This is a genomic window from Mycobacterium sp. (genome assembly GCF_032159565.1).
Classification (GTDB): Bacteria; Actinomycetota; Actinomycetes; order Mycobacteriales; family Mycobacteriaceae; genus Mycobacterium.
Map to the genome: position 1 here is coordinate 23660 of NZ_JAVHWR010000028.1, position 16056 is coordinate 39715.

Genomic DNA, 16056 nt, shown 5'->3' on the forward strand with positions numbered 1-16056 from the left:
CGCCTTTGAAAGGATCACAGTCGGCACCCAGGCTCCACTGCGATCGAGGGAGGGCACTGTGGCTTCACCCACCACCGAATCGACCGAACGCTTCGAGGAAACCGACGGCGATATCACCTACATCTGCACCGAGAAGGATCTCCCGCCGGTGGCGATCATCGATCGATCGCCGATCACCACCCGCCACAAGATCATCTTCGGCATCATCGCGATTCTCGGCGCGATCGCGTGGGCGGTGATCGCCTTCTTCCGCGGAGAGACCGTCAACGCCGTCTGGTTCGTGATCGCTGCGATATGCACCTATGTGATCGGGTTCCGCTTCTACGCCCGGCTCATCGAGATGAAGATCGTGCGTCCGCGTGACGACAATGCGACGCCCGCAGAGCTTTTCGAGAACGCCACCGACTACATGCCGACGGATCGCCGGGTGCTGTTCGGTCACCATTTCGCGGCGATCGCGGGTGCCGGTCCGCTGGTCGGCCCCGTATTGGCCATGCAGATGGGATATCTGCCGGGAACCATCTGGATCATCATCGGCGCGGTTTTCGCCGGCTGCGTCCAGGACTACCTGGTGTTGGCGATCTCCACCAGGCGGCGCGGGCGGTCCCTCGGCCAGATGGCTCGCGACGAACTCGGGGCGATCGGCGGCGCCGCCGCCATCGTCGGCGTGCTTGTCATCATGGTGATCCTGCTCGCGGTGCTGGCCCTGGTGGTGGTCGGCGCGCTCGCCGAGAGTCCGTGGGGCGTCTTCTCAATCGCGATGACCATCCCCATCGCCATCTTCATGGGCCTTTACCTGAGGTTCCTGCGGCCCGGCCGGGTGTCCGAGGTCTCGCTTATCGGTGTCGGCCTGCTGTTGCTCGCCGTCGTTTCGGGTGGCTGGGTGGCCGAAACGGCCTGGGGCGCCGACTGGTTCACGCTCTCGAAAGTGTCTCTTTCCTGGTGCATCATCATCTACGGCTTCGCGGCTTCGGTGCTGCCGGTGTGGTTGCTGCTGGCACCGCGCGATTACCTGTCAACCTTCATGAAGGTGGGCACCATCGCCCTGCTGGCGCTCGGCATTCTGCTCGCCCGCCCCATCATGGAGGCGCCCGCGATCTCGCAGTTCGCCCGCACCGGGACCGGACCCGTGTTCGCGGGCTCGTTGTTCCCCTTCCTGTTCATCACGATCGCGTGCGGCGCGCTGTCGGGTTTCCACGCATTGATCGCGTCGGGCACCACCCCGAAGCTGCTCGAAAAGGAAAGCCAAATGCGGCTGATCGGCTACGGCGGCATGCTCACCGAGTCGTTCGTCGGCATCATGGCGCTCATCACCGCCGCGATCCTGAACCAGCACCTGTACTTCGCCATCAACGCACCGTCGGCCCAGACCGGCTCGACCGCTGCCACCGCAGCCCAATACGTCAATGGCCTCGGGTTGTCGGGCGCGCCGATCACACCCGAACAGCTCACCCAGGCCGCTGAGGATGTCGGCGAGGACTCGATCATTTCGCGCACCGGCGGCGCGCCCACCCTGGCGATCGGCATGTCCGAGGTCCTGCACCAGGTGTTCGGCGGGACAGCGTTGAAGGCGTTCTGGTACCACTTCGCGATCATGTTCGAGGCGCTGTTCATCCTCACCACGGTCGACGCGGGGACAAGGGTGGCCCGGTTCATGCTCTCCGATGGGCTCAGCAACTTCGGCGGTCCGCTTCGCAAGCTGAAGGACCCGAGTTGGCGCGTCGGCGCGTGGTTCTGCAGCATCGTCGTTGTGGCCGCGTGGGGCGGCATCCTGTTGATGGGCGTTACCGACCCACTCGGCGGCATCAACACGCTGTTCCCGCTGTTCGGCATCGCCAACCAACTGCTCGCGGCCATTGCGCTGACGGTGGTCACCGTGGTCGTCATCAAGCGCGGACTGCTGAAATGGGCCTGGATACCGGCACTTCCGCTGTTCTGGGACCTGATCGTGACGATGACGGCGTCGTGGCAGAAGATCTTCTCGGCGGATCCGAAGCTTGGCTACTGGAAACAGCACAGCATCTGTCAGGCCGCGCAGGAGGCGGGCAAGCTATGCCTGACGGCGAAGACTCCAGCCGACGTCGACAAGATCGTGCGCAACACCTTCATTCAGGGGTCGCTGTCGGTTCTGTTCGCGGCACTGGTGATCGTCGTGTTCGTTGCAGGCGTGATCGTGGCGCTTCGGACGATACGCGGGCAAGGCAAACCGTTGACCGAGGACGAACCCGTGCCGTCCCGTTTGTTCGCTCCGTCCGGGCTCGTTCCCACCAAGGCCGAACGGGAGGTGCAGAAGCAATGGGACGCGCAGCCGAAATCGCACACCAAATCAGTTGGTACTGGGGCACATTGATGGGCGATAACCACTACCGGCGCTACGTCGAGCACCGCAGTCGTATGCACCCGGGTGAGCCGGTGGTGTCCGAACGCGACTATTGGCGGATGCGCCACGACGCGACCGAGAACAGCCCCAACCCGCGTTGTTGTTGACGCTTGGGTGAACGCTGCTGTTCGCCTTGCCAGATACCGGCAACGGCTACCGGCCGCTCCGGCCTTCTAAGACATTCAAAGCGACGACATAGCTCGCTCTTATCTAGCCTTCCTAACCTCGCGTCTGGGTTGGGGGCGTCCATCGACGCGGAAAGGCCTGGTAATGAAACTCAATCAACTGGTAGCCGGAGCACTCATCGGCTGCACGCTCGGCGCAGGGGGCATTGCAACGGGGTCGGGCATCGCCAACGCCGCACCCCAGTGCCCGCCAGGGGTCCAATGTGGCCCAGGTGGCGGTGGCCCTGGTGGTGGCCCTGGCGGCCCTCCGGGCGATCGTGCACCTGGCGGCCCTCCGGGCGATCGTGCACCTGGCGCCCCCCCGGGCGATCAGGGTGGGCCCAGCGGTCCGCCACCCGGCGATTTCAATCGTGGTCCCGATGGCGGCCAGGGCGGTCCTCCGGGCGGGTTCTCCGGTCGTCCACCCGGCGACTTCAACCGCGGACCCGGCGGCGGCCCCGGCGGCGGCCACGACGGTCCACCGCCCGGCGATTACAACCGCCCCGGCGGCCACGATTGGCGACCGCCATGGAATCCCCAGGAAAACGACTGGCGCGGGCGGTTCCGTGACGCCCCATGGGGCAACGATTTGCCTCCGTGGGGCTGGGGCGCGCCGCCGCCGCCGGTGTGGGATGGTCCGCTGCCTGGCGCGTGGGGCCCTCCGCCGCCGCCGATCAACTACTTCGGCTACAACGAGCAGCCGGTATGGGATCCCGGCTACAACCAATGGGGTTTCTATTTCTTCGGGATCTGGATTCCACTCCCGTTCTGACAGACAACCTGGCGAGACGGCCGCCCCGGATAATCCCGGGGCGGTCGTCAACGCTTCAGCGCAGCGAGGAACGGATCGGAAGGTGTTTGATCCCGCCGACGAATGTCGTCGCCACGTGCTGCGGGTCTCCTGCGAGTTCGACGGACTCGAGTCGCGGTAGCAGCTCGGAGAAGAAGCTGCCCACCTCCATTCGGGCCAGCGCCGCGCCGAGGCAGAAGTGCACTCCGTAGCCGAAGGCGATGTGCTTGTTGGGATCTCGCGTGACGTCGAAGCGGAACGGATCGTCGAAGACGTCTTCGTCGCGGTTACCCGAGACGTAGGACAGCAGAACTGATTGTCCGGCTGCGATCGGCACTCCACGAACAGTGGCGTCCTCGGTGGCGGTCCGCATGAACGCCTTGACGGGGGTGACCCAGCGGATCATCTCCTCCGTGGCCAGCGGCATCAGGTCCAGGTCGGCGGTCAGCATTCGACGCTGATCGGGATTCTCGATCAGCGCCAGCATGCCGCCCGAGATGGTCGCGCTGGTGGTGTCGTGTCCTGCGGCCGCGATGATCGCGTAGTAGGAGATGGTGTCGATGTCGGTCAACGGCTCACCGTCGACCGTGGCGTTGGCAATCGCGGAAGCCAGATCGTCAGTGGGGTTTTCCCGTCGTGACGCGGTCAACGCGGTGAAGTATTCGAACATCTCGAGCAGCGCAGACATCTGATCTCCGCCATCGGTGCCGCGCTTGAACTCGTCGTCATCGCTGCCGAACAGCTCCTGAGTGAGCTTCAGCATCAGCGGGAAGTCCGATTCGGGCACGCCGAGAAGCGACATGATCATGTACAGCGGGTAGTTCACGGCCACCTGCTGGACGAAGTCGCACTCGGACCCGATCGCCGCCATGTTGTCGACGTAGACCTTGGCCAGTTCGTCCGCGCGATTCTTCAGTGCTCGCATCGCCTTCGGCCGGAACCAGTCCGCGCCGATCGCCCGCACGCCGCGATGCTGCGGATCATCCATGTGGATCAAGGTGCGGACGCCGACGGCCGCCTGCCGCTCGTCGTCCTCGGCCGTGACCAGCACCGGCCGGGGATAGTTCGTGAACACGTGGTTCGCCCGCTCGATGTCCATGATGTCGGCATGCTTGGTGATCGCCCAAAAGGGTTCGTATGACGGCACATCGACCCACGACACCGGGGCGTCCGCGCGCAGATGCGTCAGCGCCGAATGGAGTTTCCGCTCGTCGGTGTACGCCTTCGGGGTGGCGAAGACCTTGGCGGCTTCGTCGATGATGGGCGTACTCACGCGCGGCTCCTCATCTCGTCGAGCACGGTGGCGACGGCGGCGTCGTCGGCCGAGGCGGGGAAACCCACCAGGACGCGGTCGATGACGCCGTCGCACCGGTCACGTATGGCCTGCGCGACGTCGTTCAACGGCGCCACCACCGCGAACTCGTTGAGGATGTCGTCATCGATGAGCGAACCCATCGCATCCCATTGGCCCTCCTTCGACATCCGGTGCAGTTCGGTATGCAGGTCGCCCCAGCCGTGCAGTTCCAGAACCCTGCGATAGGCCGGCGTCGAGGCATAGAAGGCTATCTGTTTGCGCGTGCCAACGGCATTGGTCGTCAACTCCGCGTCGTCGTTCCCCGTCACCACGAACAGCGGACACGACAGCTCGAACTCGCTGCGTTTGCGCCCGGAGCGCTCCATGCCGCGCAGCAGGGCCGGCGTCGTCACCTCGTCGAAATAGCGCTTGGTCGTAAACGCGTGCGCGAGCAGGCCGTCGGCGACCTCGCCACACATCTCGGTCATCGCTTCACCAACTGCGGCGACGAACACCTTCGGCAACGCGTGCGCCAACGGTTCGGGCGTGAACATCGGCGTCATCAGCTTGTGGGTGTAGAAGTCACCTTCGAAAGCAAGTTTCGTGCCCGCCTGCCAGCACGACCAGATCTCACCAAGCGCCACCACGAATTCGCGCATGCGTTCTACGGGCCGGCTCCACGGCATGCTGAATCGGTTCTCGATGTGAGGCTTGATCTGCGAACCGAGGCCCAGGATGAAGCGGCCTCGCGAGAAGGCCTGCAGATCCCAGCCGATGTTGGCCACGGTCATCGGATTCCGCGCGAACGCCACCGCGATGCTGGTACCCAGCTCGATCGTCGACGTGTGTTCGGCGGCAAGCACCAGCGGCAGGAAAGGGTCGTGGTTGATTTCGGCGGTCCAGCAGCAGTCGTAGCCGCGTCGCTGCAGCCGGGTCGCCGCGTCGGCGACTTCCGCCAGCTGGCTCGAGACGGCCCCGTCGACCTTGAGACCGCCGCGGTCACCCATACACGTGGACGCTACAGTAAGCAATTCAGTATGGTCAACGTGAGCACGCCGGTGCGACGATCGCCTTTCGACGACGGGAATTGCACATGACGAACGAGCAGGGCTGGCGGGAAACGCTCGAAGACCTCGGTCTTCGGCGTCAGCGCTCGCGGTCGATGGGCGGCGACGAGCGGCTCGCCAGACACCACGGCAAAGGCAAGCTCGACGCCCGCGCCCGCCTCGAACACCTGCTCGACAAGGGCACGTTCCGGGAGTTCGGCACGCTTGTCGGCGGCGACATTGCGGCCGACGGGATCGTGGCAGGCTCCGGTTTGATCAACGGCTCCCCGGTGATGATCGGCGCCGAGGACTTCACCACCCTCGCTGGCAGCATCGGTCCCGGCGGCAACGCCAAGCGCTACCGGCTGGCCGAGTTGGCGCTGCGCGACAAGGTTCCGCTCGTGATGCTTCTCGAAGGCGCCGGATTCCGGCCCAGCGGAGAGCATTACGGCCGCACTCCGACGGACCTCCTCGCGCAGGCACAGTGCTCTGGCAAGGTGCCGACCGTCGCAGGACTGCTCGGGCCTTCGGCCGGGCATGGCGCCCTGGTCGCGCCGGTGTGCGACTTCACCATCATGAGTCGTCAAGGAGCCATCTTCACCGCGGGTCCGCCGGTGGTCAAAGAGTCCACAGGCGAGGACATTTCGAAGGAGGACCTGGGCGGGCCGAGCGTCGCGCTCGCCAGTGGGGTGATCCACAACCTCGCCGAGGACGATAAGGGTGTGCTCGACGACATCCGCCGCTACCTGGCGTACTTCCCGTCCAGTGCGTGGTCGTACCCATCCGTCGCGCCCGCCGACGAGAGCAGCGCGCCCCGACCCACACCGGAGCTGCTCGACATCGTTCCCCGCACGAACCGCCGGGTGTACGACATTCGCACGGTGCTCGACGTCGTCTTCGATCGACAGGACTGGTTCGAGGTGCAGCCGAAATTCGGGCCCGCGATAATCTGCGCGCTGGCTCACCTCGGCGGCCACCCCGTCGCCGTCGTCGCAAACCAGCCGAAAGTCATGGCAGGCTCGATCGACGCCGACGCCGCCGACAAGGCAGCGCATTTCATCACGGTCGCCGACTCGTTCCACCTGCCGATCGTGTTCCTCGCGGACAACCCAGGGATGCTGCCCGGCAGCCGGTCGGAGAAGAGCGGCGTGCTGCGCAGCGGCGCGCGGATGTTCGCCGCGCAGACAGCCGCGACGACGATCAAGCTGCACGTGACGCTGCGCAAGGCCTACGGGTTCGGCTCAATGGTGATGTCGCTGCTGGGATTCGACAGCCAGAGCGCGACGTTCGCCTATCCCGGCGCCACGATGGGAGCGATGAGCGCGGCCGCGCTCAGCCGTGCCTCGCACGCCGCCGAGGACGTCGAGGCCCAGCTCCGCAAGGCGGAGGTGGAGGCGTCCTTCCGGTCGGCGGGCCACCTCGGGTTCGACGACCTGATCCATCCGGAGGAGACTCGCGATGCGCTGTTGTCGGCGCTGCAGCGCGCCGTCTACAGCAGGCAGGCCGCCGCGGAACCGGTGAGCCGGACCGTCATCACGCCGTAGCAGAGCGGTAAGCGTCGACGATCGGCTTGAGTTCGTCCGGCGTCGCGCCGTGCATGATCAACGCGTCCGCGCCGTAGGCGAATTCCTTGCGGATCCGGTCGACGCACTGTTGTGCCGATCCGGTGGCCGAAGGCTCTAGCCACTCATCCGGAATCAGCGTCGCGATGTGTTCGATCTGCTGGGCGGTGGCTTTGTGGTCGATGCCGCCTGGTATCGAGGTGACGACGGAGTCTTCGCGGAACCGTTGCAGCACAGCGGGATCCCAGTTGTTGGTGTCGACCAAAAGGTCGCCGTAGCCCTGCAGGTAGGTGGCTAGCCGCGCGACGGTCTTCTTCAGGCGTAGCTCTTCGGGGAGGTGATCGCCGACCGTCGCGAAGCACGACCACACCCGCACGCTGTCGGGATCGCGTCCCGCCTGCTGTGCGGCATCCTTCACGGTGTTGACGCACCGCTGCAGGGTTTCCGGCGTGAAGTAGGTGTGCAGGATGACGTCGTCGAACACACGGCCGCCCAGTTCGAGGGTTTTCGGGCCGAAGGCCACCAGCGCGAGCCTGATGTCCTCCTTGAAGTCCGGATCGAGGAACAGCACCTGGTACTTACCGATCGGCCCCTCGTGGTTGAAGATGACCTCGCCGTTCCAGAGTCGGCGCATCACCTTGGCGAAGTCCTCCATCTGGGCGGTCGTCACCGACGGAATGCCGAACGCCGCGTACATCGCCGCGACCCCGCGGCCGAGGCCGAGCGTGAAGCGCCCACCGGACAGTCGGTGCATGGTGGTCGCCCACGAGGCGGTGATCAACGGGTGGCGGGTGTTGTGATTGGTTGCGGCCGTGGCGATCTGCATGCGATTGGTCACCGCACAGGCCGCGCCGACGAGCGAGGAGGCCTCCTTGACGTTCCACCGCTCGGAGATGAACGCCGTACCGAAGCCCATCTCCTCGCCACGGCGCGCCTCCGCCATCAGCGTCGAGGGGCCCTCTCCGCCTGCACCGGCAAGCAGGTAGTAGCCGAACTCGTCGAGCACGCGTTCTTTCACTCCCACACTCCGTGCTTGTAGCCGCTATCGACGATGCGTCGGAACGCCTGCCGATGAGTCAACGTCGTCGCCCGGCCGACCTCGTGGCGAATCACGGTCTCGCCCATCAACTCATCCGCGAGCTCGAAGTTGCGCTCGGTCCAGACCACGAGGTTGTACAGCTCCACGACTTCGCGGACCGTGCGGGTCACGCGAACACCTCCAGTGCCTCGATCTCGTCGATGGCCGCCACCGAGAAAGTTGACAGTGCGCAATTAAGTTAGTTGTCAGGCATCTAATATGCAATAGTGCCTTCCCCTGCACGCGGCCTGACGCAACCGCAGCGCGTCGAGATCTCCAACCGACGACTGATTGAGGCGGCGGCGGCACTCATAGCCGAAAAGGGCTGGGAGGCAACGACCGCTGCAGAAATCGGCCAACGAGTCGGCTACAGCAGGGCAATGGTCCATGCCCGATACGGGACCAAGGACGCGATACTCGACGCGTTCTTTCTCGACGATCAGATCAATGCCGTGGTGAACCCGGTTCTCAAGGAGATCCGCGACAAAACCGGAGAAACGGCGTGCTTCTTCAAGGTCGAGCAGAACTACCGGGTCTGTGTCGCGGTTGCGGAAACCCATACCGCATTACGCCGGGACATGTACGTGGGCAAGATCATTCCCCTGCATGTGGGTTCGGCCTCGAGGGTGCTGCTTGCATGGAATCCCGACCTCGCGGAGACGATCCTCGCCGCACCACTTGAGCCGATGACCGACTTCACGGTCACCAGCCCCGAAGAACTACGCGGTCTCATCGCGGCGGCGAAGGCCGACGGCTATGCGATCACTGCAGGTGAACGCCAGGATTCGGCGTCGGGGCTGTCCGCGCCGGTGTTCGATGCGGCGGGCGACATTCTGGGCGCGATCACCATCAGCGGACCGACGATACGGATGCCGCATGAGAGATGCGTGGAGTGGGTCGACCTCGCGGTCGGTCATGCCGAGCAGGTCACAAGGACGCTCGGCGGCCACCTTCCTCATTGAGCGCACCGAGGAACCTCTCGGAGGCATCCTGTACGCCACCGGCGAAGAGATGGCCCACATGGCTACCCTTGTGCCAGAACAGCTCTCCACCCCACCGCTCGTGCAACTGCAGGGCGGGCTCGCGCATCGCCATCTGGTCGTGCCATGCGCCCACGATGAGGCGCCCGCGCGGCGGCGCCGTCGGTTCGACGGTGGTGTGGTCGACGGCGGACGCGATGGCCGCCACCGTATCCGAGCCCAGCAGGTCGATGGCGTCGTTCACCGACGGTCCCCAACGACCGAGATGTCGGGAGATCATCGCGTTCAGCCCGAGGATCGGCGTGTACACCGCGACACCGTCGACGTCCTCGAAGTGCGAAACGAGCGCTGCCACCGGGCTTCCCATGGAAACACCGGACACCGCCATCGCGGTCGACTGAGGCCGCAGCCATCGGACCAGGGCGCGAACCTCGGAGACTACGCGCATCATGCCCGCCACATTGGTCAGCGGGTCCATGTTCGGATACGGCGGCCACGCGGAACGCCGCGAACCGTGACCCGGCTGGACGGGCAGGGCGATGTTGAAGCCGAGGTCGTCGCGGACGCGCCGGGCCCGGGAGAACAGCAGGTCTATCGGCTGACCCTGGCCTGCGCCGTGCACCCACACCAGCCAGGGTCTGCGGTCGTCACCCGTTCGGCACAGGTGGGCCACGGCGGTTGCGGGTCCGCCGAGACCGGCGGCGGCCAACGAGGCCGGAAGCACCGGATCGTGCTCGAACTTCAGCTTCTCGTAGGTCAGTCGCCCCAACCGGCCACGCCGAATCGAACTCACCTTCAAGGGTTCTGGCGCAGTGTGTGCGTGCTCGACACCCAGCCCCGAAAGCTCCTCGGCTGCGGCTTCGCACGACTGCACTGTTCGTTCCAGCTTTGGCGGTGGCGCCGTAAGCGTCATACCGGACAGCGCCAGTTCGTCTAGCATCACCTCGCCCAGCTGGCGTGCACCGGTCGGCGACAACGGCTCCCAGTCACCGGAGTTCCTCAACGCCGCGTGCGCCCGCGGCAGTACGCCGGCGAAATCCCTGCCGATGCGATACGCGCGCTCCGAGGCTTTCATCACGCGAGCTTGAACCCTGTATAACCGGCATCAGCGACGTCGTCACACCGTCGGCGATACTCGGGAATTCCGCCCGTGTAGCCCATGTACATCCGTTGCTTGCCGGGCACGTTTCCGCCGTTGTACCAGGAGTTGCAGGACGGGTGGACGAGCACTGTCGGTGCGACGAGGGACGTGATGTGCTCGATCCATTCCTGCTGCGCCTCTGGCAGCGCCTCGATCGTCCGGTGGTCGTGTGTGCGCAGATAGGAGATGCAGTCGCCGATCCACTCCACGTGCTGTTCCAGCGCGGCGACGAAATTACTTGCAGGCGCGGGGCTGCCGGGAGCCTGAACAATGAACAGGTTGGGAAAGCCCGCGACGGCCAACCCGAGGTAACACAGTGGGCCTTCGTCCGACCAGAAGTCCTTGAGCGACATCCCGTCCCGGCCACGGATGTCGATACGGCTGAGCGCCCCGGTCATCGCGTCGAAGCCGGTGGCGTAGATGATCGCGTCGAGCTCGAAGTCGCCCTGTTCGGTGTGGATACCCGTAAGTGTCACCGCGCGAATCGGACCCTTCCGTAGGTCGACGAGCGTGACGTTGTCACGGTTGAACGTGTCGTAGTAGCCCTGATCGATGATCGGTCGCTTGCACCCGAAGGGATGAGTCGGCGTCAGCGACGCCGCGGTGTCGGGGTCGGCCACGATCCGTCCAACCGCCTCCCCGTAGAGCTTGGCCGCCAGTTGACTGGATTCGATGTCGAAGAACACGTCGCCCCAACTGAGCGCGCCCATGACGCCGTTCTCCTCGATGGCGCGCAGCTGCTCCTCCCGCGACGCCGTCTTCAACGGCGGGTTGGCCATCATCTGAAACATCACCGAGAAGGCCGACAGTCGCGCGGCGCCGATCGGGTGCTCACGTTGCGCGGCGCGAATCTCGGCGTAGCCGGCCTTCATCCCGTCCAGCTCGCCCGGCTCGAACGCACGGACCGTCCACGGCAGCGTGTACGCGGGCGAACGCTGGAACACGGTGAGGTGCCCGGCCTCTCTGGCCACCACAGGGATCAGCTGCACACCGGTCGAGCCGGTTCCGATGACGCCGACCCGCTTACCGCGGAGGTCGATGTCGTGCCTGGGCCAGCGGCTGGTGAACAATGAGGTGCCCGCGAAGGCGTCCATGCCAGGAATGTCGGGTTCCAATGGCGCGGACAGGATGCCTGCCGCGGCAACGACGAACGGCGCGGTGAACTGCTCCCCCGCTTCGGTTTTCACCGTCCAGATCGTCGCTTGTTCGTCGAAGGTCATCGAGACGACGGTGGTGTTGAACCGGATGTCGCTGCGTAGTTCGAGGCGGTCGGCGACGAAGTTGAGGTAGGCCTCGATCTCGGGCTGGGCCGGCATCGTCTCGGTCCACACCCACTCCTGCTGGATCGCCTCGGAGAAGCTGTAGGAGTACTCGATGCTCTCGATGTCGCACCGTGCGCCGGGATACCGGTTGAACAACCATGTGCCTCCGACCTTGTCGGCCCGCTCGATGGCGACGACGCGTAGCCCGAGCCCTCGAAGCCGATGCAAGGCGTACAGACCGGAGAACCCGGCACCGATGACGATCGCGTCGAACCGACCTTCTGACATCGCTACGCCTCCTTGCGTTGCCGTTCCACCCGAAGCTGCCGAAAACTATACTGTAATATCTTCCGTTGACTAGGCTAGGCGTCACAGGAGGCCCGTGTGAAAGTCCCCTTCACCTGGAAGGTCACCGGCTGGTTCATGGTCGGCTGGTCGGCCGAAATCGCCGCCGGCGAGACGCGACCGCTGCGGTACTTCGGCGAGGATCTGGTCGCCTACCGCGACGAGGCGGGCGAACTCCACGTGCTGTCGGGACACTGCCGCCATCTCGGCGCTCACATCGGACACGGCGGCAAGGTGGTCGGCGACTGCGTCGAATGCCCGTTCCACGGCTGGCGATGGGGACCCGACGGAACCAACCGCTACATCCCTTATCAGCCCGACCGCCCCAACAAGGCGCTACGGCTGCGCGTCTACCCGGTGCGCGAACAGTACGGCTGCGTGTTCGTCTGGCACCAACCCGACGGCGAGGAACCGCAGTGGGAGATGCCGGATCTCTTTCACAAGTTCCCGCAGTTCCCGACGGACCCGGACGCGTATTACCGTCCGTACCCGGAGTTTTCGCGCCGCGCCGAACACGAGCCGGTGCACCCGCAGATCGTTGCGGAGAACGGACCAGACAGCGCGCACTTCCATTACGTGCACGGTGCGTCGGTGACGCCGGTCTGCCTCGAGTGGGAAGCTGTCGACGAGGAATGGCGCTTCCTCACCGGCTGGCCGGATGCCCGCAGCGACGACCCGGACAAGATGGCGCTCTACATCCACAGCCACTTCTCCGGACTCGGGTTCGCGATCAGCGCATTCGAGGGGTCGTCCAACCACCGGCTCATCTTTGCCTGCACACCCGTCGAGGACGGATACTCAGACATGTTCTACTCGGTCTGGTGGCCGCGGCTTCCCGGCGATACGTCAGAGGTACCGCCCGATTCGGTGCGCGAGAAGGTCGAACGGCAGTTCCTCGGCACGGTCTGGGACGACCTGAACATCTGGCGATACCAGGAGTACATCGAACATCCGGCGCTGTCCAAGGTGGACGCGAAACCATATATGGCCATGCGTAAATGGGCCACACAGTTCTATGAGGCGCCCGCATCGGTATGACCGTCGATCTCACCGAGATCGTGGCCCCCGGACACACGGCTCTCGTGACGCAGGAACTCCAGGGCGCCGTCGTCGGGCCCAACGCAGGCCTCGCCGTGCTCGCCAACCAGGCGCGCAAGCGGGCGCTGCCCAACATCGAGCGACTGCTTCCCGCCGCGCGCGAAGCAGGAGTGCGCATCGTGCATTGCCTTGTGCAGCGGCGGTCGGACGGCCTCGGCGCGAATCACAATGCGCCGATCTTCATGATGGGAACAAAGCGAGTCGATATCATTCCCGGCAGTGAGGGCGCGACGCTGCTGCCCGAATTCGGCCCTGCGGCAGACGATATCGTACTGCACAGATGGCACGGTGTTGGCCCGATGGGCGGCACGGACCTCGACGCGGTGCTGCAAAACCTCGGCGTATCGACGATCGTGGCCGTCGGCGTGTGGGTGAACATCGCGATCACCAACCTCGTCATGGACGGGGTCAACGCCGGCTACCACGTCGTCGTCCCGCGCGACGCCGTCGCGGGCATCCCCGCCGACTACGCCGACGCGATCATCGACAACACCATCTCCCTGTTGGCGACGGTCACCACCGTTTCTGATCTGATGGCGGCCTGGGCGTGACCGACTCCAGCGGAGAGACCCGCGGCTTTCCTGGAATTGACAGAATCGAGGGGCGCAAGGCGTTCGTCACCGCGACGTTGATCGACGCCGACGACACCGTACTATCCGAATCAAGCGGCCTGATGATCAAATTGTTGCCGCACCAACCCTGAGGACCTGATGACTGCCCCCTCGCCGCAATTCACCGTCCCCGCCGCCGCGGAGGCCGTCGCGGCCGCGATCGGCGACCGGGAGTTCATCATCCAGGGCGACCGCCGCTACACCTATGCCCAGATCGTCGAGCGGTCCAACCGCCTCGCGGCCTACCTCCACTCGCGCGGGCTTGGCTGCCACACCGAGCGTTCCGAGCTGGCAGGCCACGAGGTAGGCCAGGACCTGCTGGGCCTCTACGCGTACAACGGCCCCGAGTACGTCGAAGGGATGCTCGGCGCGTGGCGTGCGCGAGTGGCCCCGTTCAACGTCAACTACCGCTATGTGAAGAACGAGCTGCAGTACCTGCTCGCGGACTCGGGCGCCACCGCGCTGCTGTACCACGCGGCGTTCGCGCCCAGAGTCGCCGACGTGCTCCCCGACCTGCCGAAGCTGCGGGTGCTCATCCAGATCGCCGACGACTCGGGCAACGACCTCGTTCACGGCGCCGTCAACTACGAGTCGATCGTCGCGTCGCGCAAATTGGATTTGCCACCCGTCGAACCGTCGCCCGACGACCTGTACGTCCTTTACACCGGCGGCACGACCGGCATGCCGAAGGGTGTGCTGTGGCGTCAGCACGACATCTTCATGACCTCGTTCGGCGGCCGGAACATGTACACCGGCGAGGTTGTCGCCTCCTACGACGAGATCGCCAAGCGCGTTGCGGAGAATCCCGGCACCAAGATCTTCACCCTCCCGCCACTCATGCACGGCGCCGCGCAGTGGGCCGTCATGACCGCGCTCACGACCGGGCAGACGGTCGTATTCCCCCCCACACAAGGCAAATTCGACGCCGACGAGGTCGTGGCGACGGTGGAACGGGAGAAGATCCTGACGGTCCAGGTCGTCGGTGATGCGATGGTCCGGCCCATTGCCGACGCCATCGAACGGGGTACCGCGGATGTGTCATCGCTGGCGGTCGTCGCCAACGGCGGGGCTCTGCTGACTCCGACCGCCAAACAGCGCCTCATCGACCTCAAGCCGGGATTGATCGTGATGGACGGCGTCGGATCGTCGGAAACCGGCATCCAGATGAGCCACATGTCCACGCCGGGTGCGGTGTCGACCGGCAAGTTCGATGCCGGTCCCGATACCAGCGTCGCAGCCGAGGACCTCCGGTCGATTCTGAAACCCGGCCATGACGGCATGGGCTGGCTCGCGCAGCGGGGGTTCGTCCCGCTCGGCTACAAGGGCGATGCGGCCAAGACGGCCAAGACGTTCCCGGTCATCGACGGCATGCGGTACTCGATACCCGGCGACCGCGCACGTCATCTGGCCGAGGGCGGGATCGAACTGCTCGGCCGCGATTCGGTGACGATCAACTCCGGCGGCGAGAAGATCTTCGCCGAGGAGGTCGAAAGCGCGATGCTGTCGCACCCGGCGGTGGCCGACGTCGTGGTGTCGGGGCGGCCCAGCGAGCGATGGGGCCAGGAGGTCGTCGCGATCGTCGCCCTGGTCGAGGGCATCAACGCAGACGCGGAGGAACTCATCGAGCACGCCGCCGGTGTCATCGCCCGCTACAAGCTGCCCAAGGCCGTGGTGTTCCGGCCGACCATCGAACGCAGCCCGGCGGGCAAGGCCGACTACCGGTGGGCGCGCGAGCAGGCGCTCAGCGAAGGCGCCTGAGAGCCGATTCACCGCCGACAACACCGGCAACGTGTCGTTCGGTACTCCTATACTGTAAGCTTTACAGTACCTATCGCAGTCCGTCGAATATGCTGGAGGCCGCCACGTGGATACGCCGGTGCTCGACGTCACGGCCGACGAAGCGGCCGACCTTCTACGCAACCCCTATCCCGTCTTCGAGCGCAGGCGACGCGAAACCAGCGGTGTGTTCTGCGGCAGCGTCATGGACTGGACAAAGGCCTCCGAAGACTTCCGGCCCGAGAACCTCTATGCCGCGGTGTCCTTCGACGCGGTGAACCGGGTGTTCCGTGACGGCAAGGCGTTCAACTCCCACATCTACGACTCCACGGTCGGTTTGTTCATGGGGCCGACCATCCTGGCGATGGAGGGCAAGAAGCATTGGGAGCACCGCAATCTCGTCTCTGCGGCGTTCAAGTCGCGCTCACTGCTGCGGTGGGAACCCGAAATCGTTCGCCCGGTGGTCAACGCGCTGATCGATGAGTTCATCGACGCGGGCGAGGCGGATCTCGTGCGCGAGTTCACGCTC

General features: G+C 65.3%; 13 protein-coding genes and 3 pseudogenes. 10 read left to right on the forward strand and 6 right to left on the reverse strand.

Annotated features, from left to right (window positions below):
- Nucleotides 1–58 precede the first annotated feature (58 nt).
- The 3 genes from QOC76_RS03550 to QOC76_RS03560 all read left to right on the forward strand — a co-directional run bounded on the left by QOC76_RS03550 (nucleotide 59) and on the right by QOC76_RS03560 (nucleotide 3316).
- Nucleotides 59–2350: a carbon starvation CstA family protein gene (locus QOC76_RS03550; RefSeq protein WP_526354237.1), complete on the forward strand. Its 2292-nt coding sequence runs from the start codon at nucleotides 59–61 to the stop codon at nucleotides 2348–2350.
- The gene (locus tag QOC76_RS03555; RefSeq protein ID WP_526354239.1) at nucleotides 2350–2487 is read left to right on the forward strand and encodes a CstA-like transporter-associated (seleno)protein; all 138 of its coding nucleotides are present in this window, start codon (nucleotides 2350–2352) and stop codon (nucleotides 2485–2487) included. Before QOC76_RS03550 ends, QOC76_RS03555 begins: the two co-directional genes overlap by 1 nt.
- Before the next feature lie 163 nt (nucleotides 2488–2650).
- On the forward strand, nucleotides 2651–3316 hold the full coding sequence (locus tag QOC76_RS03560; RefSeq protein WP_526354241.1) for a chitin-binding protein: 666 nt from the start codon (nucleotides 2651–2653) through the stop codon (nucleotides 3314–3316).
- Between the two features lie 55 nt (nucleotides 3317–3371).
- Here QOC76_RS03560 and QOC76_RS03565 read toward each other — a convergent pair whose 3' ends face one another.
- Together QOC76_RS03565 and QOC76_RS03570 are read right to left on the reverse strand one after the other, a co-directional pair.
- Nucleotides 3372–4592: a cytochrome P450 gene (locus QOC76_RS03565; RefSeq protein ID WP_526354262.1), complete on the reverse strand. Its 1221-nt coding sequence runs from the start codon at nucleotides 4590–4592 to the stop codon at nucleotides 3372–3374.
- Nucleotides 4593–4603: 11 nt separating this feature from the next.
- A complete protein-coding gene (locus tag QOC76_RS03570; protein ID WP_526354243.1) occupies nucleotides 4604–5635 on the reverse strand; it encodes an LLM class F420-dependent oxidoreductase in 1032 nt (343 codons plus the stop codon).
- An 86-nt stretch (nucleotides 5636–5721) separates the two neighbouring features.
- Between QOC76_RS03570 and QOC76_RS03575 the strand changes: the two genes are divergently transcribed.
- Complete coding sequence (locus QOC76_RS03575; RefSeq protein ID WP_526354245.1) at nucleotides 5722–7218, forward strand: acyl-CoA carboxylase subunit beta; 1497 nt, start codon at nucleotides 5722–5724, stop codon at nucleotides 7216–7218.
- On the opposite strand, the gene QOC76_RS03580 is transcribed toward QOC76_RS03575, so the two are convergent.
- Complete coding sequence (locus tag QOC76_RS03580; protein ID WP_526354247.1) at nucleotides 7208–8254, reverse strand: TIGR03857 family LLM class F420-dependent oxidoreductase; 1047 nt, start codon at nucleotides 8252–8254, stop codon at nucleotides 7208–7210. The genes QOC76_RS03575 and QOC76_RS03580 overlap by 11 nt on opposite strands.
- Before the next feature lie 26 nt (nucleotides 8255–8280).
- Nucleotides 8281–8445: pseudogene (locus tag QOC76_RS03585) on the reverse strand (nuclear transport factor 2 family protein); the annotation flags it as partial.
- 96 nt (nucleotides 8446–8541) lie between these two features.
- Here QOC76_RS03585 and QOC76_RS03590 point away from each other — a divergent pair.
- Nucleotides 8542–9276, forward strand: a complete 735-nt coding sequence (locus tag QOC76_RS03590; RefSeq protein ID WP_526354249.1) for an IclR family transcriptional regulator — start codon at nucleotides 8542–8544, stop codon at nucleotides 9274–9276.
- Here the strand turns inward: QOC76_RS03590 and QOC76_RS03595 are convergent.
- Both QOC76_RS03595 and QOC76_RS03600 read right to left on the reverse strand, forming a co-directional pair.
- Complete coding sequence (locus QOC76_RS03595; protein ID WP_526354251.1) at nucleotides 9242–10369, reverse strand: alpha/beta fold hydrolase; 1128 nt, start codon at nucleotides 10367–10369, stop codon at nucleotides 9242–9244. The two genes, QOC76_RS03590 and QOC76_RS03595, sit on opposite strands and share 35 nt — an antisense overlap.
- Complete coding sequence (locus tag QOC76_RS03600; protein ID WP_526354253.1) at nucleotides 10369–11985, reverse strand: flavin-containing monooxygenase; 1617 nt, start codon at nucleotides 11983–11985, stop codon at nucleotides 10369–10371. The genes QOC76_RS03595 and QOC76_RS03600 overlap by 1 nt, the downstream gene beginning before the upstream one ends.
- Before the next feature lie 96 nt (nucleotides 11986–12081).
- Here QOC76_RS03600 and QOC76_RS03605 point away from each other — a divergent pair, with 96 nt between their 5' ends.
- The 5 genes and pseudogenes from QOC76_RS03605 to QOC76_RS03625 all read left to right on the forward strand — a co-directional run.
- Entirely contained in the window at nucleotides 12082–13080 is a 999-nt protein-coding gene (locus QOC76_RS03605) for an aromatic ring-hydroxylating oxygenase subunit alpha (RefSeq protein ID WP_526354255.1), read from the forward strand.
- Nucleotides 13077–13691, forward strand: coding sequence for a cysteine hydrolase family protein (locus QOC76_RS03610; RefSeq protein WP_526354258.1), 615 nt, complete (start codon nucleotides 13077–13079; stop codon nucleotides 13689–13691). The genes QOC76_RS03605 and QOC76_RS03610 overlap by 4 nt, the downstream gene beginning before the upstream one ends.
- 35 nt (nucleotides 13692–13726) lie before the next feature.
- Nucleotides 13727–13843 (forward strand): annotated as a pseudogene (locus QOC76_RS03615) (PaaI family thioesterase); the annotation flags it as partial.
- Between the two features lie 7 nt (nucleotides 13844–13850).
- Nucleotides 13851–15509 carry a medium-chain acyl-CoA ligase Mig gene (mig, locus tag QOC76_RS03620; protein ID WP_526354260.1) on the forward strand — a complete coding sequence of 553 codons (1659 nt, stop codon included), beginning with the start codon at nucleotides 13851–13853 and terminating at the stop codon, nucleotides 15507–15509.
- A 106-nt stretch (nucleotides 15510–15615) separates the two neighbouring features.
- Nucleotides 15616–16056: pseudogene (locus QOC76_RS03625) on the forward strand (cytochrome P450); the annotation flags it as partial.